The 21291-nt window shown below is 68.4% G+C and carries 18 protein-coding genes and 2 tRNA genes; 13 read left to right on the top strand and 7 right to left on the bottom strand.

Features of this window, described 5'->3' with window-relative positions; all coding sequences use genetic code 11:
• Positions 1–46: 46 nt before the first annotated feature.
• The gene (locus tag SSMG_RS27000; protein ID WP_009081212.1) at positions 47–982 is read left to right on the top strand and encodes a hypothetical protein; all 936 of its coding nucleotides are present in this window, start codon (positions 47–49) and stop codon (positions 980–982) included.
• 25 nt (positions 983–1007) lie between these two features.
• On the opposite strand, the gene SSMG_RS26995 is transcribed toward SSMG_RS27000, so the two are convergent.
• A complete protein-coding gene (locus SSMG_RS26995; protein ID WP_009081211.1) occupies positions 1008–1865 on the bottom strand; it encodes an SAM-dependent methyltransferase in 858 nt (285 codons plus the stop codon).
• Positions 1866–2094: 229 nt separating this feature from the next.
• Here SSMG_RS26995 and SSMG_RS26990 point away from each other — a divergent pair, with 229 nt between their 5' ends.
• Together SSMG_RS26990 and SSMG_RS26985 are read left to right on the top strand one after the other, a co-directional pair.
• On the top strand, positions 2095–3132 hold the full coding sequence (locus SSMG_RS26990; RefSeq protein WP_009081209.1) for a M48 family metallopeptidase: 1038 nt from the start codon (positions 2095–2097) through the stop codon (positions 3130–3132).
• A 52-nt stretch (positions 3133–3184) separates the two neighbouring features.
• The gene (locus tag SSMG_RS26985; RefSeq protein ID WP_009081207.1) at positions 3185–3460 is read left to right on the top strand and encodes a hypothetical protein; all 276 of its coding nucleotides are present in this window, start codon (positions 3185–3187) and stop codon (positions 3458–3460) included.
• On the opposite strand, the gene SSMG_RS26980 is transcribed toward SSMG_RS26985, so the two are convergent.
• Both SSMG_RS26980 and SSMG_RS26975 read right to left on the bottom strand, forming a co-directional pair.
• Complete coding sequence (locus SSMG_RS26980) at positions 3443–3811, bottom strand: hypothetical protein (RefSeq protein ID WP_009081206.1); 369 nt, start codon at positions 3809–3811, stop codon at positions 3443–3445. The genes SSMG_RS26985 and SSMG_RS26980 overlap by 18 nt on opposite strands.
• 49 nt (positions 3812–3860) lie before the next feature.
• Positions 3861–4751, bottom strand: coding sequence for a helix-turn-helix transcriptional regulator (locus SSMG_RS26975; RefSeq protein WP_009081205.1), 891 nt, complete (start codon positions 4749–4751; stop codon positions 3861–3863).
• A gap of 128 nt (positions 4752–4879) precedes the next feature.
• Here SSMG_RS26975 and SSMG_RS26970 point away from each other — a divergent pair, with 128 nt between their 5' ends.
• The 7 genes from SSMG_RS26970 to SSMG_RS26940 all read left to right on the top strand — a co-directional run bounded on the left by SSMG_RS26970 (position 4880) and on the right by SSMG_RS26940 (position 10923).
• On the top strand, positions 4880–5833 hold the full coding sequence (locus SSMG_RS26970; protein ID WP_009081203.1) for an aldo/keto reductase: 954 nt from the start codon (positions 4880–4882) through the stop codon (positions 5831–5833).
• A 251-nt stretch (positions 5834–6084) separates the two neighbouring features.
• The gene (locus SSMG_RS26965; RefSeq protein WP_037714996.1) at positions 6085–6912 is read left to right on the top strand and encodes an LLM class flavin-dependent oxidoreductase; all 828 of its coding nucleotides are present in this window, start codon (positions 6085–6087) and stop codon (positions 6910–6912) included.
• 66 nt (positions 6913–6978) lie between these two features.
• Positions 6979–7311, top strand: coding sequence for an ankyrin repeat domain-containing protein (locus SSMG_RS26960; RefSeq protein WP_009081200.1), 333 nt, complete (start codon positions 6979–6981; stop codon positions 7309–7311).
• Positions 7312–7358: 47 nt separating this feature from the next.
• On the top strand, positions 7359–7808 hold the full coding sequence (locus tag SSMG_RS42645; RefSeq protein WP_050788291.1) for a DUF4240 domain-containing protein: 450 nt from the start codon (positions 7359–7361) through the stop codon (positions 7806–7808).
• 159 nt (positions 7809–7967) lie between these two features.
• Positions 7968–9503: a DUF4157 domain-containing protein gene (locus tag SSMG_RS42640; RefSeq protein WP_158688099.1), complete on the top strand. Its 1536-nt coding sequence runs from the start codon at positions 7968–7970 to the stop codon at positions 9501–9503.
• A gap of 140 nt (positions 9504–9643) precedes the next feature.
• A complete protein-coding gene (locus SSMG_RS26945; protein WP_009081195.1) occupies positions 9644–10525 on the top strand; it encodes an RHS repeat-associated core domain-containing protein in 882 nt (293 codons plus the stop codon).
• Positions 10526–10725: 200 nt separating this feature from the next.
• Complete coding sequence (locus SSMG_RS26940; RefSeq protein WP_009081193.1) at positions 10726–10923, top strand: hypothetical protein; 198 nt, start codon at positions 10726–10728, stop codon at positions 10921–10923.
• Positions 10924–12356: 1433 nt separating this feature from the next.
• Here the strand turns inward: SSMG_RS26940 and SSMG_RS26935 are convergent.
• Positions 12357–12430 (bottom strand) — tRNA-Pro (locus tag SSMG_RS26935).
• A 116-nt stretch (positions 12431–12546) separates the two neighbouring features.
• Between SSMG_RS26935 and SSMG_RS26930 the strand changes: the two genes are divergently transcribed.
• A tRNA-Gly gene (locus tag SSMG_RS26930) sits at positions 12547–12620 on the top strand.
• Here SSMG_RS26930 and SSMG_RS43020 read toward each other — a convergent pair.
• A complete protein-coding gene (locus SSMG_RS43020) occupies positions 12589–17313 on the bottom strand; it encodes a HAMP domain-containing protein (protein ID WP_086024913.1) in 4725 nt (1574 codons plus the stop codon). The genes SSMG_RS26930 and SSMG_RS43020 overlap by 32 nt on opposite strands.
• A 155-nt stretch (positions 17314–17468) precedes the next feature.
• Between SSMG_RS43020 and SSMG_RS26900 the strand changes: the two genes are divergently transcribed.
• Entirely contained in the window at positions 17469–18980 is a 1512-nt protein-coding gene (locus tag SSMG_RS26900) for a PP2C family protein-serine/threonine phosphatase (RefSeq protein ID WP_009081190.1), read from the top strand.
• A gap of 30 nt (positions 18981–19010) precedes the next feature.
• Here SSMG_RS26900 and SSMG_RS45615 read toward each other — a convergent pair whose 3' ends face one another.
• Both SSMG_RS45615 and SSMG_RS26895 read right to left on the bottom strand, forming a co-directional pair.
• Complete coding sequence (locus SSMG_RS45615) at positions 19011–19166, bottom strand: hypothetical protein (protein WP_158688098.1); 156 nt, start codon at positions 19164–19166, stop codon at positions 19011–19013.
• A gap of 96 nt (positions 19167–19262) precedes the next feature.
• Positions 19263–20594, bottom strand: coding sequence for a serine/threonine-protein kinase (locus SSMG_RS26895; RefSeq protein WP_009081188.1), 1332 nt, complete (start codon positions 20592–20594; stop codon positions 19263–19265).
• A 231-nt stretch (positions 20595–20825) separates the two neighbouring features.
• Here SSMG_RS26895 and SSMG_RS26890 point away from each other — a divergent pair, with 231 nt between their 5' ends.
• The gene (locus SSMG_RS26890; protein ID WP_009081185.1) at positions 20826–21278 is read left to right on the top strand and encodes a MarR family winged helix-turn-helix transcriptional regulator; all 453 of its coding nucleotides are present in this window, start codon (positions 20826–20828) and stop codon (positions 21276–21278) included.
• Positions 21279–21291: the final 13 nt, after the last annotated feature.

Here is a 21291-nt window from a genome sequence, read left to right as displayed (position 1 = left end):
GCGGATGTCCGTCCTCTTTTACGTGTCAGGAGAGCCGCCCGTGCCCATGCCCCCCGTTCCCGACGTCACGCTGACCCCGGTCGCGTCCTTCCCGGAGAAGTACTTCCCGGAAAACCTGGCCGTCCGCGCCGACGGTTCCGTGCTGGTCACCGTCCTGCTGCAGCAGGAGCTGTGGCTCGCGCCGGGTCCGGTTCTCGTGCACCGCTTCGACCATCCGGTGACGGGGATCGTCGAGGTGCAGCCGGACGTCTTCGTGATCAGCCTGACCGAGGGGTACACGACCCACGAATCCCACTTGGTCCGGCTCGACCTCACCGGCTGGACGCCGGGGGAGCCGGTCGCCCCGGAGGTGATCTTCACCTTCGACGACCGCGTGCGCGCACTCAACGGCAGCTGCCTGCTCGGCCGCGGAGTGCTGGCCGTCGCCGACTGCTTCGCCGGGCTGATCTGGCGCGTCGACCTCGATGCCGACGCCCGCGGCGCACAGGCCCGGGTCTGGCTGGCCCACGACACCATGGCCGACGATCCGGACGCCGAGGTCGCCCCTCCGCGCCAGCCGGGCGTCAACGGCGTCCGGTACAGCGCGCGGACCGGGTACCTCTACTACACGTCCACCGCGCAGAAAGTCTTCATGCGAGTGCCGGTCGACCCCGCGACGCTGGACCCGTCCGGTGGTGCGGAATTCGTTGCCGCGATCGACAACGCGGACGACTTCGCCGTCGACGAGGAAGCCGGATTCGCTTACGTCACCAGGCATCGCGCCAACACGCTCGACCGAGTGCCGCTGATTCCGCGGCACGGCAGCGAAGTCCGGCATGTCGCGGGCGAGCCGTTCGACGAACTCCTGGTCGGGCCGTCGAGTGCGGTATGGGTGCCGGGGGAGGAGGGGCGGGCCCTTTACGTGACCACGGACGGCGGCACGACTGCTCCGCCGGACGGGACTTTCCGCAATGCCAGGCTGTTGCGGGTGGAACTGCATTGACCGCTGCCCCAATTTTGGCGCAGGCTCAAGGTTTGCGCGCCACCCCGGCCAGCATCGCCGCCTCGCTCGGATCCGCGAAGTCGACTACCGGCGTGTCGGGTCCGCTTTCCTCGGGACGCCAGGCGGCGGTCCACGTGACCCCCGGCTCCACGAACTCGAAGTCGCCGAACAGCGCGCGGATTTCCGCGTTCGAGCGCAGCACGTGCTTGCTGACATTGGTGTCGTACAGCTCGATCACCGTGTGCAGCTGTCCGGCGATGTCCTCGGGCAGTCCCTCGTGGGTGATCTGCGACAGCACCAGATACGAGCCCGACGGCAGCAGCTCGCGGTACCGCGCGACGGCCTCGGGGCCGAGGTCGCGCCCGTCCGGGCCGGGCTGCTGGATGTGCAGGACAGCGGTGACCAGCAGCGCCAGCGGCTGGTCGAGGTCGATGACGCCGGTGTCCGCGACGGACTGCCACAGTTCGTCCGGTTCGCGAAGATCACCCTGGATCACCGCGTGGCGTGCGGGATCGCCGTGGCGCTCCAGCAAAATCCGCGAATGCGCGACCGCGACGGGTTCGCGGTCGATGTAGACGACGCGCGAGTCCGGGGCGACGTCGTCGGCGATCTGGTGCACGTTGCCCATCGTGGGAACGCCGGAGCCGATGTCGACGAACTGGCGCACGCCCAGCCGCACCAGGTACCGCACCGCGCGGTGCAGGAAGGCGCGGTTGGCCCGGGCGCAGTACATCCCGGCCGGAAAGGCGGACAGGACCATCTTGCCGAACTCGCGGTCGATGGCCCAGTTGGCCGTGCCGCCGAGATACCAGTCGTAAACCCGTGCCACGCTGGGCCGGTCGAGGTCCACGTCCGGGATGGGCTCTTCAGGTCCTTGCGCCACGCCGCCTCCCCCGCAGTCGTGATCAATCGTAGCCAACCCGGCACGGACAGGCAGCGCTGCCGGGCGCGGCCGCCGTCGCCCGCGCAGCGGCCTGGACAACTCGGCCCGTGCTTACCGAATGCGCAGTGTTTTCGTGAATAGCCCACAATACCGTCGCGTCTTGGTGCCGCGAAAGCACTCGATGATCGTCTTTGAGTAGGCTGGCTCCGACGACTTCACTGGGGGAGCGATGACTGAAGAAATCGAACCTGCGCGCCGGGCCGCCGTGCGTTTTCCGGGAATCAGCCCGAGAGCCTACGAACACCCGGTGGACCGCGGCGCGCTCGCCACGCTGCGCGCGGTGCCCGGTTTCGCGCAGGTGATCAAGGCGGTCTCCGGTTTCTACAACGAACGCGGCGAACGGCTGATGGCGCTGGCGTCGTCGATTCGCGTCGGCCCGAAGCAGTACCCGGAACTCGACCGGCTGCGCCGCGAATGCGCCGAGACGCTGGACCTCCCCGCGGTGCCGAACCTGTTCGTCTACCAGGATCCTCGGATGCAGGCGGCCGCGCTCGGCATGGACGAGCCGTTCATCCGGATCAGCACCGCGCTGGTCGACCAGATGAGCCACGACTCGCTGCGGTTCGCCATCGGCCACGAAATGGGGCACGTGCTGTCCGGGCACGCGGTGTACCGGACGATCATGGTGCGCCTGATCAACCTCCAGATGTCGATGTCCTGGACCCCGGTGAGCGCACTCGGCATCCGGGCGATCATCGCGGCGCTGAGCGAGTGGTACCGCAAGGCCGAACTGTCGTGCGACCGCGCGGGCCTGCTCTGCGGCCAGGACCCGACCGCCGCGCTGCGCGCGCAAATCCAGCTGGCCGGCGGGGTCGACCCGTCCCGCATCGACATCCCGTCCTTCCTTCAGCAAGGCGCGGAATACGAGGCGGGCGAGGACATCCGCGACAGTCTGCTGAAACTGAAGTACGTCGAAACGGAAACCCACCCGTTCGCCGTGGTCCGCGCGACGCAACTGCAGAAATGGGCCGCGTCGGAGGAATACCGGGCAATCCTGACCGGCGACTACCCGCGCCGGGACGACGACACGCCCACCACGGACTGGAAGGACGACCTGAAGTCCGCGGCGAAGTCGTACAAGGATTCGTGGACCGCTTCGGCTGATCCGCTGACGAAGGTCTTCACCGAAGTCGGGGAGACGGTGGCGGATACGGCAAGCAAGGTATGGGCGAAGTTCGGGGGCGGTTCGGAGAACGGGAACTCCTGAGGGGAGGCGCTGGTGTGCCCGCGCCTGTCGCCGCTGATTTCTGGGAGAGCCGATGACCGAAGCCGATGCCGAGTCTCTTGTCGACGAGATCGCCCGACTCCTCGAACTCCGCACACCTCTGCCGACCGACTGCAAAGAACTTCTCAACCGCTTCCCCGGTGGCGTATTTCGCAGGATCGGTATCTACAGTCCGGTCGCGACTGAACAGGCCTGGATCAAGTACCAGCGCGATCTCGACGAAATCCTGACCAGCACCGGCCAGGACAACCTGCTGGGATGGGATCTCTCCGGTATCGCCGTCGATTTCATCTCACCGATGAGCCGCTAACCGGGCCAGGCGGTCACCTTCCGGGGTGTTCGACAGCCAGCACAAACCCAACTTGGGCGACCAGGAGACCGCCTGGCAGTCGCGGACAACGCGTTCGACGGTGTCCTCAACCGACAAGGTGGCCCACGGCTCGAACCCCGTATCGCCGATCTCTCCGACGACCATCAGGCCTTCACGAAGCAGATAACCGAGAACAGCGGCGAAGAAGCCAGCGAAACGGTCGCTGTCTTTGGGGACGACCTGGGAGGCGTTCCAGATCAGCGAATCGACCGGAACCCAGTCGTCGAGTCCTTCGTCAAGCGTCGGGGCCACAGCCTGTTCGCGCATTTCCCCCACCTCTCGCTCATCCATCGAAATGCACCTCTCTCGCCCTGTGGCAGTGCCCTGAAATGACGCCGACTCAGCGCGGTCCGGGCTGCCGAGAAGGAGCTGCCCAGCTGGCAAGGAGTTTGAGCCGGTCTTCGGATTCGGTGCCGGGTTCCGCGGTGTAGGCGATCAGGTCGTGCACCGCTCGGCCGGACAGTGGCAGATCGAGGGACTGGAAGGTCAGTTCCAGGCGGCCGACGTCGGGGTGCTGGAGCCGTTTGACGCCGTCGTGGCGGATCAGGACGTCGTGCGCGGCCCAGAGGTCGCGGAACTCGGCGCTGAGAGTGCACAGTTCGCCGATGAGTTCGCGCAACGCCCGGTCGTGCGGCTCGCGCCCGGCCTCGGCGCGCAGGAGGGCGGCGGTGGCAGTGCAGGCGGCGTCCCAGTCCACGAAGAAACGCTGTGCGCTGGGGTCGAGAAAGATGTAGCGAGCGAGGTTGGGGCGGCCGCGCCGGTCGACGGTGGCGCTCTCGAACATCGGCGCGTACAGGGCTCGGGCCAAGGCGTTGCTGGCGACGACGTCCGTGCGGCCGTTGCGGACGAACGCCGAGGACAGCGTCATGGAATCGAGCAGCCACTGGACGCGGGCCGGAATCTCGACGTCCCGGCGACGCGACGGCGTGCGGCTCGCGGGCCGCGACGAGCGGGCGAGGTCGAACAGGTAGGTGCGTTCGTCGTCGTCCAGCCGCAGGGTGCGAGCAACGGCGTCGAGGACAGCTTCGGACACGCCGCCGACGTGCCCCTTCTCCAGCCGCGTGTACCACTCCGTGCTCACCCCCGCCAGGACAGCGACCTCCTCGCGCCGCAGCCCCACGACCCGGCGACGGCCGCTGGTCGGCAGCCCGGCCTCCTCGGGGGTGATCTTGGCGCGTCGGCTGGAAAGGAAATGCCGGATCTCGTCGCGCTTTCCGGGCAGCTGGTCCATGACATCCACGGTATCCGCAGGTCGTGGCGCGAAGGGGGTTGAGGTCGTACCCCCGATAAACGCGGTCTGCTCCGGTGCCAGCCGACGCGGTCTCGTAGAGATCGGGAAACGAGAATGGAGGCAGGGACATGACGAGCAAAACACTGCCCGCTCCGTCGGTGGCACTGGGCACCTGGGCCTGGGGAGACAGCGGCGAGCCGGGCGACGGCTATTTCGGCAGCGAGCTGACCGCGGCCGGCCTGCGAGAGATCGTCGACAAGGCGCAGGCGCACGGATTCACCCTGTGGGACACCGCGGTGGTGTACGGAATGGGCCGCTCGGAGAGCGTCCTCGCGGAGGCACTGAACGGCTACGCCCGCGGCGACTACCAGCTGTCGACGAAGTTCACCCCGCAAGCCGCGGGCGACGGCGACGATCCGGTCGCGGACATGCTGGCCCAGAGCCTGGACCGGTTGGGCACCGACTATGTCGACCTGTACTGGATCCACAACCCCGCCGACGTGGCCCGCTGGACGCCGGCTCTGATCCCGCTGCTGCGGGCCGGCAAGATCAAGCACGTCGGCGTCTCCAATCACAACCTGAAGGAGATCGCCATGGCCGACGAAATCCTCGGCGAGGCGGGCTTCCGGGTGGAGGCGGTCCAGAACCACTACAGCCTCCTGCACCGGAGCTCCGAGCGCGCGGGCATTCTCGAACACTGCCGCGCGCACGACGTGCGGTTCTTCTCTTACCTGGTCCTCGAACAAGGAGCGCTGACCGGCCGATACAGCCCGGCCAGTCCCATGCCGGAGGGCAGCAGCCGGGCGGCCGGGTACAACGGGATCCTTCCCCAGCTGCAGCCGCTCACGGACCGGCTGCGGACGATCGGCGAGGACCACGGCGGGTCTGCCGCCGACGTCGCCACCGCGTGGGCCATCGCCAAGGGAACGACCCCGATCATCGGAGTGACAAAGGCAGCCCACCTCGACGGGTTGGTGCGAGCTGTCGGCATCGAGCTGACCGACGAGGAGATCGCGGAGCTGGAGTCGCTGGCAGATGCCGCGGAAGTCGACACGCTCGCGAGCTGGGAGCACGAGATGTAGCGGGCGGGTGCAGAATGTCGTCTCCTGTCAGGCATGTGGTGCTTGCCGTCCGGGATCGCAGCTTGGGAGCAGCACCGCGCGCCGCGGAGTTCGACGGTGAGTGCCCCGGTGGACGCGGCAGCGACGCCCCGACACGTTCGACGCAGAAAAACGCCACCTGCTCGTCGAGGCGTGTCGAAACCGCCATGGCCCGTTCGTAGAGGAGATAAAAGGTTCGGCAGCGGGCCGGGCCGCGATGAGGAGGCAGCACCATGGCTGACACGACCAAGCGCGAAACCAGGCCGTTGCGGTTCGGGGTCGTCGCTCCGATCACCTCCGACCTGCCGACCTGGCGCGATCAGCTGTGCGGCCTGGCGGACACCGGCTACTCGACGATCCTGATGCCCGACGTCCCGCAATGGCAGCCGGCACCGGGCCCCGCGCTCGCCGTCGCCGCGACGGTCACTGACCTGCGGGTCGGTACCTGGGTATACGCGTCACCGGTCCGCCCGGCGTGGAGCACGGCGTGGGAGGCGCACTCTTTGTCCGTGCTCACCGAGGGCCGTTTCGAGATGGGCATCGGAACCGGCCGTCCGGGGATCGCCGATCAGCTTCGCGAGCTGGGCCTGCCGGACGTACCCGTGAGCCAGCGGCCAGACCAGGTGCGCGAGGTCATCGCGGCCTTGAGGGACCTGGACGGCCCCGACTCGCACACTCCGGTCGTGGTGGCCGCGGGCGGTCCGAAATCGCAGGCCGTCGCCGCGGAACTCGCCGACACGGTGACCTTCGTGATGCCGCAGATCGAGACCCGGGCGCAGACAATGCAGCGGGTGCGGCAGTTCGACAACCGGCGCGGCGTCGAACTGGCATTGCACGTACCGGTGATCGGGGACTTCGCCGCCGCGTTCATGACCGGACCCGACACGGACACCGCCGCCGTCCGAGCCGCGGACTCGGTGGCCTACCTCCCCAACGATCCCGCGGCCGCGGCCGACGAAATCCTGCGGCGGCGAGAGGAAATGGGCTTCTCGTACTTCGTATTCGGAGCCGGTGCCGCCGGCCCGCTCGCTCCGGTGGTGGCCGAGTTGGCCGGACGGTAGACAGCTGGGTAGTTTCCGGCAGCGGCAATCAAAGCAGCTGTCACCGGCGGCAGATAGGGTGTTGCCGTGGTCGAGTATATGACGCCCGCGCATATCGCGGTCGAGATGAGCGATCTCCCGGCTCTGCGGGACCTTTTGGACCAAGGTGTCGATGTCGACGAAGAATGCAATGGAATGACGTTGTTGCAGCACGCCATTGATGTCGAAGGTGACGGTCATGTGCAGACGGGCAATCCGTTGCACGTCGACCTCACGGCCTACCTTCTCGCTCGCGGAGCCGACCCGCTTCGTCGAAGCAATGATTTCGAGCAGGTGACAGCGGAGGAGATGGCTGAACGCTACGGCCATTGGCTCGCGCTCGCTCTGTTTGACGCATGGAAAAAGCGGGCGAGTCGGTAGAGGAGCGCTTCGCCCACCGCCAACTCACCCGGAAGGAACAGGCCCTGATGAACGACCACGAGTTCTGGGCACTCGTCTCCTTGGCGCGGCGGGACCCGCCGGCGACGGATCAGGCCGCTTTCGCTCCGCTGGAAGAGGAACTCGCCAGGCGCGGCGAAGCTGAGATCAAGGAGTTCGAGGACATCCTCGCCCAGCGTCTTTACGACCTGGACCGGTCAGAGCTGGCCGCGGTGCCGTCCGCAGCCACCGGTTTGCCGCTCTCCAGCGATTCCCTCCTGTACTACCGGGCAGCGGTGGTGCTGGCCGGGGAACAGGCCTACCGGTCCGTTCTCGAAGACCCGGAGAAATTCGGTTCGTCCACCGGAACCGGTGGACCAGAGGCCGAATTTCTGCTCTACGTCGCGCAACACGCGTACGAGAATTCGACAGGAAAAGAATGGGAACACGTCAGCCCTGTCGACTACGAGACGGGATCGAACCCGGCGGGCTGGAGCTGAAGCGGGGCCAGTCCGCGACCGGTGGGCCACCGGCCACGCCTTCCCCGTCGACAATGGTGTCGGCGTCGTCCGGTGACGCCGTGGTGACACTCGAGTGGTCATATGCGGGACATGGAGCATGCCCGTCCCGAACCCGGACCGACGCCAACTCGGGTCCCCGTGCCGGACATTGTGCCAGAGGAATTGCGCGAACCAGGTCGCCCGCTGGACCAGGCTGTTCGGGCTCGCGCCGAAGCCGACCTGCACTGGGATTTCAGCAGGGTACGGGTGCATACCGGCGACCGGGCCGCGAGTTCCGCGCGGGCCATCGGCGCGACCGCGTACACGCTTGGCCAGAACATCGTGTTCGGTGCCGGTCGTTACGCGCCCGGGACTGCCGAGGGGAATCGGCTGCTGCGGCACGAACTCATCCACGTGCGCCAGCAGCCCGTGGGCTCGCCGAGCCGTCCGCTGCGCCTGGGCGACCCGCACGCGCCGGCCGAGCAGCAAGCCGACCTGGTGGACGCCGCGGGCGTGATCCGGCGCCAGACCGACCCCGAGAGCCTCACCAGGGAGCAGATCCTCGATTTGTTCGGCCAGTCGACGTCGAAGGAAGACTTCATCCTCAAACTCGGCCTCGGCCCGGTCAGCGACAGCCGGCTCGCCTCCTACCTGCTCGGCAAGGGGTTCACGCCCGCCAGGGAACGGGAGGACCCGGCGATCGCGGCCATGCCGCACGCGGACCCGGGCCGCCCCGGGGACGAGATCGTGGGGCGCGTCATCCAGCGGGAGTCGCCGGACATGATGGGTTTCGTCGGCACTTACGAACGCGGCACCGCGCGTGAGCTGGACCAACGGCAGGAGCAGGCGAACGAGCAGACAAATCTGATGATCATGGGGAACTTCATCAGCGTGCTGGGCGCCGTGCACCAGAACACGATCACGCCGAGGATGGGCGAGGTGCAGGTAGAGCACCAGGCCGCGCCCGCGCCGCGCTCTGCCGCGGGGAGGCGGCTGGCGCAGGCGCTCGGCCCGGGACCCGGTCCCCGGCCGATCCCCGGCGCGACCGAGTTCCCGCAGGCACGTGAGCTCGCGGTGTCGAGCCTGCGCCTGCTCGGCGAGTACGAACAACTCGCGAATGCCAAGCTCCCAGGCATCGTGACCGAGCTGACCAAGAACCCGCGCGAGACCTCCAATCGAGTGCGGCTGGCCAGTTTGGGCGCGGACTTCCAAGCGCTGATGAACGAGGTCGGCGACGCGGCCACGCTGAATCCGAGCCAGCGTCGGCGCGCGGAGGCGATTCTGAGCGAGGCACGTCCGCTGGGCAAGCAGCAGTACGCGAACCTTCGTGGCCGGATCACCAATCAGTTGCGGGAAGACGAGCAGTTGAAAGGCATCGCGCAGCAGCTGGTCAGGAGGGGTGACGCCATCGACGACGGGCGCGGTGCGCTGAAGGTGCGGATCAAGGACAAGAACACCGGTACGATCAGCTACGAGCCGCTCAACCTTGAACACCGCATCCGTGAGACCGATAATCCGTGGGCGACCAAGTTGCCGGGCAACCTGGCGGTCACCGACGCGCCGCAAAACCAGCAGTACCTGGAAAGCCTGCGCGAGCTCGGATCCATCTGGCCCAGCGGCGACCGGGTGGAGAGCTTCGTGGTCAAGCACGGGCTCAACAAAGAAGGGGTGGACTTCCGCCCGGGTGCTCGATGACATGACGGGGCTTGGGCGATCTGGGAGGGGAAGCAACGCTGCGGCAGAATTCCGCGATGCCGCGGCATTCCCGATCTTGACCTGACCGAAGTGGGCCGAGGCGCTGATTTTGCGCTTCTTCGTCGAGGCGTCGCATTCGCTTGGGATCGAGCAGCCCCACCGAGACCTACAACTACCGCGACGCAGGCCAGTACACCTCCTCCGCCGACGCCGCCGGCAACAGCTTCACCGCCAGCTACGACAGCCTCGACCAAACCCGACCGCGGAACCTGACCTACACCAGCGGAGGCTCCGTCACCACAAACGTGTTCGCCACCACCGCACTTGGCCTGACCCAAGACGTGCACAATGGCGCTCGCACCAGTCTCGCCCGTGACCCGAAGGGTGTCATCGTTGCCGAGAAAACCGGCTCCGGTGCCCGCTACAACGTCGTTACCGATTATCAGGGCAGCGTCGTCGCCCTGATCTCCACGACCGGCGCGGTCGCCGCGACGTACAAGTACGACCCCTACGGCGGCGTCACCGCCTCAGGCGCCGCGGCCGGGGACAACCCGTTCCACTACCTCGGCCAGTACCAGTACGGCGCGGACCACATTCTGGGCTACCGGTGGTACTTTCCCGGATGGGGCCGCTTTACGTCTCGGGACCCCACCCGCCAGGAGATCAACCACTACGCCTATGCCAAGGGAGACCCGGTCAACAACAGCGATCCGACCGGAGCCTCGTCGATCGGCGGAAACATCGAAGCCTGCTACTGCCTCTGCATCGGATACACAGGTTCGTGCGGGACCAACCACAAATACGGGAACTCGATCTCCTTCGGCTTCGGCAGTCCGGGCATCAGCGGAGGCCTGGTGTCCAGCAGCGGAACCCCCAATGGGAAATTTGGCGTAGCGGGGGTCGGCAGCTGCTCCGCCGGCCCGGCGAGCTTCTCGGTCAGCACGAGCGGCACAGCGTCCGGGTCGCTCGGCAGCTCGCTCTCGACGCCGAAATGTTCGGCAAGTCTCAGTTTCTCGTTCTAGCCCGCAACCAGTTTGGAGTTGATCCACGATGACGATCTAGGGCAGCCTCAGCGCCATCGCCGCGGTTCTGGCCCAAGCCCCGCCCTCAGGGACGTGGGAAGTGCCGCCCTGGGTCGGCATCATCTTCGGCATAGTTTTGTCCTTGTCGGAATATTCGTCGTGACAAAATTAATCCAGCGCGGAAAGAAGAAGCGTTGATTATGCGAGTTTTCCTGGGCATCGTCGCGGCGCTCTTCGGCGTCGCCATCATCGTGTTCAACAAGAATTTCGCCCTGTTGAAAGAGTCGAAGAACGGCGAACAGTCTTCACGGCGGCTCACCTATAATCGAGTGGTGATTTGCGCGGTAGGACTGGTGGCTCTGGCGGCAGGAGCATTGACGGCAGCAGGAGTGCTCTGATCCCTGCCTCCGGATGACCGGATGCTCCGCCCCCTGTGGCGCGACATCGACGCGGGCGACCATCTGCTGTGACGACGCCTGTGGCCGTGAGATAAACATCTTCCAGCCACAGGCGTCTCGCTGACATCAGCGTCTAAGGTCCTGTTTGGAGACAGTGGAAGAGCTGTCCGGGCATGTGGTTGAACAGCTGCCGTGCGGCGCGGGAAACGGTTGGGGAGCCGCTGGAAGTTTTGCGCAGCAACAGGTCCGCTCGAGAATCTTGGTTACGTCGATCGGCCCGCTTTTCGAACAGCGACGGTGGACCCCTGCCCAGGTGTGCCGCCGCGCTCATGCGGCAGGCTCCAGGACAGACGTCGAATTCAGCTGCCGAGCCGGGCCGGTCCGCGATCGCCGCGACCACAGCAGGAGCACCAGCGCTTGCCGGGAATCTGCGGATCAAGCGAGAAGCCCAGCGTCCGTTCATTCTCGGGGGCTTGAGAGTTCGACAGGAAAAAAGAACGAGAACACGTTAGCCCTGTCGACTGCGAGACGGGCTCGAACCCGGCGGGCTGGAGCTGAAACGGGGTTCGGAAACGAAGTGGTGAGGATTCGTCTCGCACAAAGAGCGCGGCCAGGTGCCGGCGGCTGGCCGACCGCAACTACCAGTCGGCGCTGAGCGGGGTCTCTGTTCTGGTCTCGGAGTTGCAGGCGAACCGGCTCTGTCTGCCCGCGTGACCCAGGGAGGGTGATGCTGGGCCCTGTAGCGGTGGGCTATCTGCGCTATGGTTCACCCGTTGAGGAGCATCAAGTCGCCTTCGCTCCCGTCAGGCTTGAGGAACGTGTGCGGCTGAAAGCGTGCGTAGAGGTTGTGCCCGATCGTGCTGCAAGCATCTGCCGGCTCGTCTCCGGATCATGACCTTGAGCGCGGCGGCTGATGAAATCGAGTCCTGGCAACTCGGGAGAATTCGCTGAATGAACTCCACCGAGGCGGCCGGAATCGGCGGATCTCCGATAGGCGATGGAATTCATTCGCGTCATGGGGCGGTGTTCGATTTCGCCTGCCGCGAGGAGTCAGGTGAACCACGAGTTCAGTGCGCGGCAGTTGTTGTTCGCGTTGCCGGCCTGGTGGCGGCGAGGCGGTACGTGCCCGGCGGGACCGGCGCCAGCCATGCCGCGGGGTAGTCCGTGGTGGGCGGATCGGATCGGCGAGCCAGGGAAGAGGGAATCGTGCGGCGTCGCAGTGCCCGCGGATCGTGAAGGTGCTCTTGTCGGCAGCCTCAAGTGACGTGGATCACTCATCGATGAGGGCCGGTCAGGGCGTCCGAGTCGGGACCAGCGTTGGAGTGCGCAGGTGAAGTCCTCAAATAGGAGTGTCACCAAGCCCCGCACCAACGCCCGCCCCGCGCCCCACAGCACGAAAAAGGGGCTGAACCCGCAGGTCCAGCCCCTCTAGGTCGGGATGACAGGATTTGAACCTGCGACCCTCCGCTCCCAAAGCGGATGCGCTACCAAGCTGCGCCACATCCCGGCACCCCCGAAAACCCCGAGGCCCGGAAGCCCGGAAGCCCGAAGTACCCGGGGGGTGTACGACCCACCCTAGCGGGCACGCTAAGCTGGCTTCGCTCCCGGGTCACCGAGGGCGCTGCGGGTGTAGCTCAATGGTAGAGCCCTAGTCTTCCAAACTAGCTACGCGGGTTCGATTCCCGTCACCCGCTCCAAGCTTTCTACCTCGGACGACGACGCCGCGTCCGCCTCCAGGCGGGCGGCGATCACGTCCAGCAGCAGGTCCGTGTCCACCGGCTTCGTGATGTAGTCATCCGCTCCGGAAGCCAGGGTGCGTTCGCGGTCTTCCTCCGTCGCTTTCGCTGTGACAGCGATCACCGGCAGGTCCTCGTGGGCCGCTTCGGCTCGGATGGCGGCGATGGTCGCGTTGCCGTCCAGTTCCGGCATCATCACGTCCATCAGCACCAGCGCCGTGTCCTCGTGGCGTTCCAGCGCCCGGATTCCGGCCACGCCCGTGTCGGCGTAGATGACTTCCAAGCCTGCCTGCTCCAGGACCGCCGCGAGGGCGAAGACGTTGCGCAGGTCGTCGTCGACGATCAGGACCTTCTCGCCGTTGAAGCGTTTCGGCGCGCTGTTCGGTTCGGCCACCGTGATGGTGCTCGGCAGGACCGGCAGCTTCGGCGTGGGACGCACCGGCGTCGTCGGGGCGATCAGGTTCGCCGCGCCGACCGGCAGGTACAGCGTGAAGGTGCTGCCCTTGCCGGGGACGCTGCTGACGCGCAGTTCACCGCTCAGCAGCTCGGTGAGCTGCTGGCTGATCGACAGGCCCAGCCCCGTTCCGCCGTACTTGCGGCTCGTGGTCCCGTCCGCTTGGCGGAAGGCGTCGAAGATGACTTCCAGCTTCTCCTCCGGAATGCCGATCCCGGTGTCCTCGACCGCGAACGCGATGATTCCGGCCGCCGAGCGCAGCGACTCCTGTTCGACTTCCTCCGGGTCGGCCATCCGGATGTGCAGGCGCACACCGCCCTCGTCGGTGAACTTCGCGGCGTTCGACAACAGGTTCCGCAGGACCTGCTGGAGCCGGTGCTCGTCGGTGTGCACGCTGCCCGGCACCGGCGGGTCGATCAGGACCGCGAACTCCAGGCCCTTGTCCGCGGTCAGCGGGCGGCACAGGGACTCGACGTAGTTCACCAGCTCCGGCAGCGTCACGTCGGACATCTGCAGGTCCAGCTTGCCCGCCTCGACCTTCGCCAGGTCCAGGATGTCGTTGATCAGCTGCTGCAGATCCGACCCGGCCGCGTAGATCGTCTTCGCGAACTGGATCTGCTTCTCCGTGAGGTTGCCCTCCGGGTTCTCCGACAGCAGCTTCGCCAGGATCAGCGCGCTGTTGAGCGGGGTCCGCAGCTCGTGCGACATGTTCGCCATGAACTCGTTCTTGTACTGCGACGCGACCGTCAGCTGCCCGGCCCGTTCCTCGAGTTCCTGGCGCGCCTGCTCGATCTCGATGTTCTTGACCTCGATGTCGCGGTTCTGCTGGGCCAGCAGAGCCGCCTTCTCGGCCAGTTCGGTGTTCGACCGGCGCAGTTCGCCCTGCTGGGCCTGCAGCTGCTCGGACCGTGCGCGCAGTTCCTGGGCCAGCCGCTGCGATTCGGTCAGCAGCGCCTCGGTGCGCGAGTTCGACAGGATCGTGTTGACGTTGACGCCGATCGTGTGCCGCAGCTGCTCCAGCAGGTCCAGATGCACCGCGGAGAACTCGTTGACCGACGCCAGTTCCAGCACGCCGAGCACCTCGCCCTGGAACAGCACCGGCAGCACGATCACGTTGACCGGCGGGGCCGAGCCGAGCCCGGACGACACCAGCGCGTACTCCGGGGGAGCGCCGTTGACCAGTATCGTCCGCCGGTCCACCGCGGCCTGGCCGATCAGCGATTCGCCGAGCCGGAAGCGCAGGCCGGTGCGGGCCTGGGCGAGGCCGTAGGCGGCGATGCAGTCGAGCAGCTTGTCCGGGTCGCCGCCGTCCTCGTCGTCGTGCGCGATGAAGAACGCGCCCTGCTGCGCGCTCACCAGCGGGGCCAGCTCGGACAGGATCAGCGTCGCCACCGACGCGAGGTCGCGGTGGCCCTGCATCCGCCCGGACAGCCGCGCCAGGTTCGTCTTCAGCCAGTCCTGTTCGCGGTTCGCGGAGGTGGTCTCCTTGAGGTTCGCGATCATCTGGTTGATGTTGTCCTTGAGGTCCGCCAGCTCGCCGGACGCGTCCACGGTGATGTGCCGGGTCAGGTCGCCCGCGGTCACCGCCGTCGCGACCTGGCCGATCGCGCGGACCTGCGTGGTCAGGTTGCCCGCCAGCTGGTTCACGCTCTCGGTCAGCCGCTTCCAGGTGCCGGACACGCCCTCGACCTCGGCCTGGCCGCCCAGCTTGCCCTCGGTGCCGACCTCGCGGGCCACGCGGGTGACCTCCGCGGCGAACGCGGACAGCTGGTCGACCATCGTGTTCATCGTGGTCTTGAGCTCGAGGATCTCGCCCCGGGCGTCGACGTCGATCTTGCGGGACAGGTCGCCGCGCGCGACCGCCGTCGTGACCTGCGAGATGTTCCGCACCTGGCTGGTCAGGTTGTGCGCCATGAAGTTGACGTTCTCGGTCAGGTCCTTCCAGGTACCGGCCACGCCGGGGACCCGCGCCTGACCGCCGAGGATGCCTTCCGTGCCCACTTCCCGGGCGACGCGGGTGACCTCGTCGGCGAACGCGCGCAGCGTCTCGACCATGTCGTTCAGCGTCCCGGCCAGCGCCGCGACCTCGCCCGCCGCGTCGATCGAAATCTTCTTCGACAAGTCGCCGTTCGCCACCGCGCTCGCCATCGTCGCGATGCTCCGGACCTGCACGGTCAGGTTGTCGGCCATGACGTTCACGTTGTCGGTGAGGTCTTTCCAGATCCCCGCGACGCCGGGGACGCGCGCCTGGCCGCCCAGCCGTCCTTCGGTACCGACCTCGCGGGCCACGCGGGTGACCTCGTCCGCGAAGGCGGACAGCTGGTCGACCATCGTGTTGAGGATGTTCTTCAGCTCGAGGATCTCGCCGCGCGCGTCGACGGTGATCTTCTGCGTCAGGTCGCCGCGGGCCACCGCCGAGGTGACGTGCGAGATGTTCCGCACCTGCTCGGTCAGGTTGTTGGCCATGAAGTTCACGTTGTCGGTCAGGTCTTTCCAGGTGCCCGCGACACCCGGCACGGTCGCCTGGCCGCCGAGCTTCCCGTCCGTGCCGACCTCGCGGGACACGCGGGTGACCTCGTCGGCGAAGGCGGACAGCTGGTCGACCATCGTGTTCAGCGTGGTCTTCAGCTCCAGGATCTCGCCCTTGGCGTCGACCGCGATCTTCTTCGTCAGGTCGCCGCGCGCGACCGCCGTCGCGACCTGCGCGATGTTGCGGACCTGCGCGGTGAGGTTGTTCGCCATGAAGTTCACCGAGCCGGTGAGGTCGCGCCAGATGCCGGCGACCCCGGGCACGGTGGCCTGGCCGCCCAGCTGCCCTTCCGTACCGACTTCGCGGGCCACTCGGGTGACCTCGTCAGCGAAGGACGAGAGCTGGTCGACCATCGTGTTCATCGTGGTCTTGAGCTCGAGGATCTCGCCGCGCGCGTCCACGGTGATCTTCTGCGTCAGATCGCCCTTCGCGACCGCGGTGGTCACGTGCGAGATGTTCCGGACCTGGTCGGTCAGGTTGTCGGCCATCTGGTTGACCGAGTCAGTCAGGCCGCGCCAGGTGCCGGCCGCGCCGGGGACCTCCGCCTGACCGCCGAGGCGGCCCTCGGAACCGACCTCGCGGGCGACCCGGGTGACCTCGTCGGCGAACGACGAGAGCTGGTCGACCATCGTGTTCAGCGTCGTCTTGAGCTGCAGGATCTCGCCGCGCGCGTCGACGTCGATCTTCTTCGTCAGATCGCCCGCCGCGACCGCCGTGGCGACCTGCGAGATGTTGCGGACCTGGTCGGTCAGGTTGTCCGCCATCAGGTTCACCGAATCGGTGAGGTCGCGCCAGGTGCCCGCCACGCCCGGCACCCGCGCCTGGCCGCCGAGGCGCCCTTCGGAACCGACCTCTCGCGACACCCGCGTGACCTCGTCGGCGAAGGACGAGAGCTGGTCGACCATCGTGTTGATCGTGTTCTTCAGCTCGAGGATCTCGCCCCGGGCGTCGACGTTGATCTTCTGCGTCAGGTCGCCGCGGGCCACCGCCGTGGTGACCGAGGCGATGTTCCGGACCTGCTCGGTGAGGTTGTCGGCGAGGAAGTTGACCGAATCGGTGAGGTCGCGCCAGGTGCCGGCCACGCCGGGGACCTCGGCCTGGCCGCCGAGGCGGCCCTCGCCGGCGATCTCGCGGGAGAGCCGGATCACTTCGGCGGCGAACCGCGACAGCTGCGCGTTGAGGCCGTTCACGGTCTTGGCCAGCTCGGCGTACTGCCCGCGCAGCGGACGGCCGTCCAGCTGCAGCGCCATCGGCTGCGACAGATCGCCCTCGGCGACCGCGCCCAGCACCCGGTCCAGCTCGACGACCGGGCGGCTGACGTCCTCGATCAGCCCGTTGACCGTGTCGACCGCGGTGGCCCAGCCGCCGGGGCCGATCTCGGTGCGGACGCGCTCGTTGAGCTTGCCCTCCTGGCCCACCGCGCCGCGCACGCGCATGAGTTCCGTCACCAGCCGCTGGTTGCGCTCCGCGATGTCGTTGAACGCCGACGCGAGCCGGGCGGTGATCCCGTCGCCGTGCGCCACGAAGCGCCGCCGGAAGTTGCCGTCCCCGAGGTCGTGGACCGCGGCGAGCAGCCGCTCCAGCGCCGCGGCCTCGTTCGCCGGTACGGAATCCGGGTCAGGGGCCCCGGAGTTCCGGGGGCTCCCGGAAGCCTGGGGAGTCTCTGTCATCTCTGCCGACCTTCCCACCACGCGTGTGCCAGCCATGGTCGTCGACCCAGCCTGCCACGGTTCGCCCTACACTTCGACCCAGTCCGCCCGCGCACACTGTGCCAACCTGGAAGGACCAGGACCGTCAGGTCGACCCGGAGGCAGGAGGTTCGTGCATGGTGTCACGGCCCGCTCCGGCGTCGGCCCTGCCACCCGGCGCCGAGCTGCCCGAGCACGCCGGTTTCTGGCGCTCGGTGCTCGACGACGTCCTGGAGCCGGTGTTCCTGCAGGACCCGGAAGGCGCTCTGCGCTGGGCCAACGCGGCCGCCGAGAAGCTCGGCCCGGCCGAGCTCGTCGGCGTGACCGAGACCACCGGCAAGGTCGGCCACCGGCCGGCCAAGATCCGCGCGCTGCCCGGCGGCTGGCGCGCCTGGACCGTGGTCGACGACGGCCGCCGCCGTCCTGAGGAGTTCCTCGCCGAAGCCGGTCCGAAACTGGCGCTCGCGCGCGGACGGCACGGCACGGCGCGGGTGATCGCCGAACTGGCGGCGTCCGCTTTGGGCGATTGCGCCTTCGTGCTGCTGCCGACCACCCGCGGCCGCTGGGAATGGTGGAGCTGCACCGAGCACGGCGCGGCGGGCCACGGGCGGATCCGGCGGGTTCCGGCCCAGGTCGCGCCCGTGGTGTCCGACGCGGTCACCGACGGCGTCCGGCCTGAGGCGCGGGCGGTCCCGGCGACGGAAGTGGCGGCGCTTCCGGCCGCGGTGGCCGAGCCGCTCGAAGGGCACCTCGAGGTTTCGGTGGTCTCGTTCGGTTCCGGCATGGCGGGCGCGGTGCTGCTCGGCAGGCGCGGCGAACCCGCGTTCGGGCTGGCGCAAGGCGAGGCGGTCGAGGCGTTCGCGGAGGCGGCCGGCACTGCGCTGGCGAACGCGCAGCGCTACGCCAGTCAGGAAGAAGCCACGCGCGGGCTCGAATCGACGTTGCTTCCGACGCCGCCGGCGCAGATCGACGGCGCGAATTTCGAGCTGTGGTACGAACCCGCCGGCGGGGTGCTGGGCGTCGGCGGCGATTTCTACGACGTCCTCTCCCGCGAGGACGGCAGCGCGTTCGTGGTCGTCGGCGACATCTGCGGCAAGGGCGCCGAGGCGGCCGCGCTGACCGGCCGCGTGCGGCATTCGCTGGCCGCGCTGCATCTCGTCGAACGCGACGGCCGGACGATGCTGCGGCTGCTCAACGAACTCCTGATCTCCGGCGGCAGCAACCGGTTCGCGACGCTCGTGCTCGGTTCGGTCGCGGCCGCGGAGTCCGGGCTCGACGTCACCCTCGCCTCCGGCGGCCACCCCGCCCCGCTCGTGCTGCGGCGCGGGGGAGGGGTCGAGGAGATCAGCGTGCCGGGCACCTTGGTCGGCGTGTCGCCGCAGGCGCGGTTCGCCGAGGCGACGACGCATCTCGAGGAAGGCGACGTCTGCCTGCTCTACACCGACGGCGTCACCGAAGCCCGCAACCGCACGGAATCCACCGAACTGTTCGGCGACGAACGGCTCTACACGGTGCTGGAGGACTGCGTCGGGCAACCGGCGCGCGAAGTCGTGCGCCGGTTGCGCGAGGCGGTGCGGGCCTGGCTCGGGAACTCCGGCCACGACGACATCGCGGTGCTGGCGATCGAGGCCGCGCCGCGCGCGGAGTAACCCGCTGTTTCCTTGCCCGGCAAGGGGAATTCACTTCCCGGGCTGGACCTCCGGCTCCGGTTCCGCCGCCGGCTCCGGCGCGGCGGCGGTCTCGGGATCCGGTTTCGGTTCGGACGCCCGGGCGGTTTCCGGGCGCTCGAAGTGTTCGCGGCACTGCCGTCCGAACCGACGTGCGTGTGCGGTCATCGGTCCCACCTCCCCGGCTCGCCACCAGGATCGCGCGCCGGGACGGACTTCGCCACCGAATTGCGCGGCGTCAGCCGACCGGGTGGTCCGGACTGTCTAATGTGGATTCTTCCCGCTCGGCGGCCCGGTGACGGTGTTCCGCGGCGGTTTCGTCTGCCCCGGCGGGGTTCTCGGCGGATTCCCGCTCGGCTGGCTCTCGGGGTTCGGCTGGTCCGACTGGCTCGGCGGGTTCGGCCGGCTTGCCGACGTCAGCCCGGCCTGCGGCGGCGGGCCGGGCGGAAGAGCCGTGGTCTGCGGGGGCGTCGCCGCGTCCGTCGAACGGACCGGCGGGGCGGACGGCGAACGCGGCGGAGCGGAGTCCGGCGAATCGGACGGAGCGGAAGACGGCGGGGAAACCGGAACCGGAGCCGGTTCGGGGCCGGGCGCGGACCCGGTGCCGGGGCGGAGCGGGGTGGCGAACAGCAGCGTCCCGGCCGCGACGAGCGCGACCGGCAGCCCTGCCGCGAGCAGCGCGCGGCGGCGCGAGACCTGATGGCGGCGGCGGAAGACCGCCAGTCGCGTTTTGAACGGAAGGCGCAGCGTTTCCGTGCCGCGCAACGCGCGCGCCACGGCGGTCGCGGAGGGTCTTTCCTCCGGATCGCGCACGGTCATCGCGCGCAGAGTTCTCGCCAGCGGGTCCGGCGTCCCCGGCGGTACCCGCGGCGACCGATGCAGCCGCACGACCGCGGTTTCCGCCGCCGTGCCCGGGAATTCGCGGACGCCGGTGAGGCATTCCAGGAGAACGAGCCCGAGCGCGTACACGTCCGACGCCGGGCCGGGAGGTTCGCCGAGGACCTGCTCCGGCGACAGGTAAGCCGCCGTCCCGACGACCGCGCCGGTGTCGGTCACGCGGGTCGCGTCCACGATGCGCGCGACGCCGAAGTCGGCGATCCGCGGGCCGTCGCCGGACATGAGGATGTTGGCGGGTTTGAGGTCGCGGTGGGTCACCTCGTGCGCGTGCACGTGGGCGAGCGCCTCGGCCAGCTGTGCGCCCAGTTCGACGACCTGGCCGGCGGGCAGCGGCCCGGAGCGCAGCCATTCGGACAGGTTGGGCCCGGGCACGAAGTCCATGACGAGGTACGCGTGCCCCTCGTCGACCCCGGCGTCGACGAACCCGACCAGCCCCGGATGCCGCACCGCGCGCAGCGCCGCGATCTCCTGCTCCCGGCGGTTGCGGCCCATTTCCACCGCTCCGGCGTGGAAGAGCTTCACCGCGACCGCGGCTCCGGTTTCGCGGTCCTCGGCGCGGTGCACGCAGGCTGTCGCGCCTTCGCCGATCCGTTCGACCAGCTCGTACCGGTCGTTCAGGACCAGCGGAGCGGGCCCGTACCCGCCCAGCGCGAACCGTCTCGCGGTCGTGGCCGCGTCCGCATCGCCAGAGTCCGTCATCTCCGGTCACCTTCCGCCGGGGCAGCCCGGTCAATTTACCCGCCCCCGGGCGGCGGCAAACGCGGAGTCGGCCGCGGAAAAACGCGCGGCACCGGCCGTCGCGGAGGTTCGCGGGTAGAGTGGCTTACGGACACTACCGGCGCGCGCAATACTTGCAGCTACATTGACCGGCGCCGATGCTGCCCGGGGCCGCGGCCGCCCGCAACCGGGGCCGCCTGGAGGAGGTGCACCATGTCGTTGTCGGACGACGCCGTCGAGGCGCGCGCGCAAGGCTGGCGGACGTTGGCGGCGCTGCACGCGCGGATCGAAGACCGGCTGAACCGCGCGCTGGAAAGCGAGCACGAGCTGTCGGTGAGCGAGTACACGGTGCTCGACGTGCTGGGCCGCCAGGACGGCTTCCACCTGCGGATGAGCCAGCTGGCCAACGCGGTGGTGCTGAGCCAGTCGGCGACGACCCGGCTCGTCACGCGGCTCGAGGAGCGCGGCCTGCTGTCGCGGTACCTGTGCCAGGACGACCGGCGCGGCATCTACACCGAGGTCACGCAGTCCGGGCAGCAGCTGCTGGCCGCCGCCCGCCCCACGCACGACGCGGCGCTGTCGGCCGCGCTGGCCGAGGCTGAGGAGCTCCCGGAGCTGGCGCCCTTGGTCACCGCGCTGGGATCGCTCACCTTCGCCGCCAAGTGACGTTCCGTGAAGG

This window comes from Streptomyces sp. AA4 (assembly GCF_000158875.1).
Classification (GTDB): domain Bacteria; phylum Actinomycetota; class Actinomycetes; order Mycobacteriales; family Pseudonocardiaceae; genus Amycolatopsis.
Note: the sequence above shows the minus strand (reverse complement) of the source record. Positions and strands in the feature narration are given on the sequence as shown.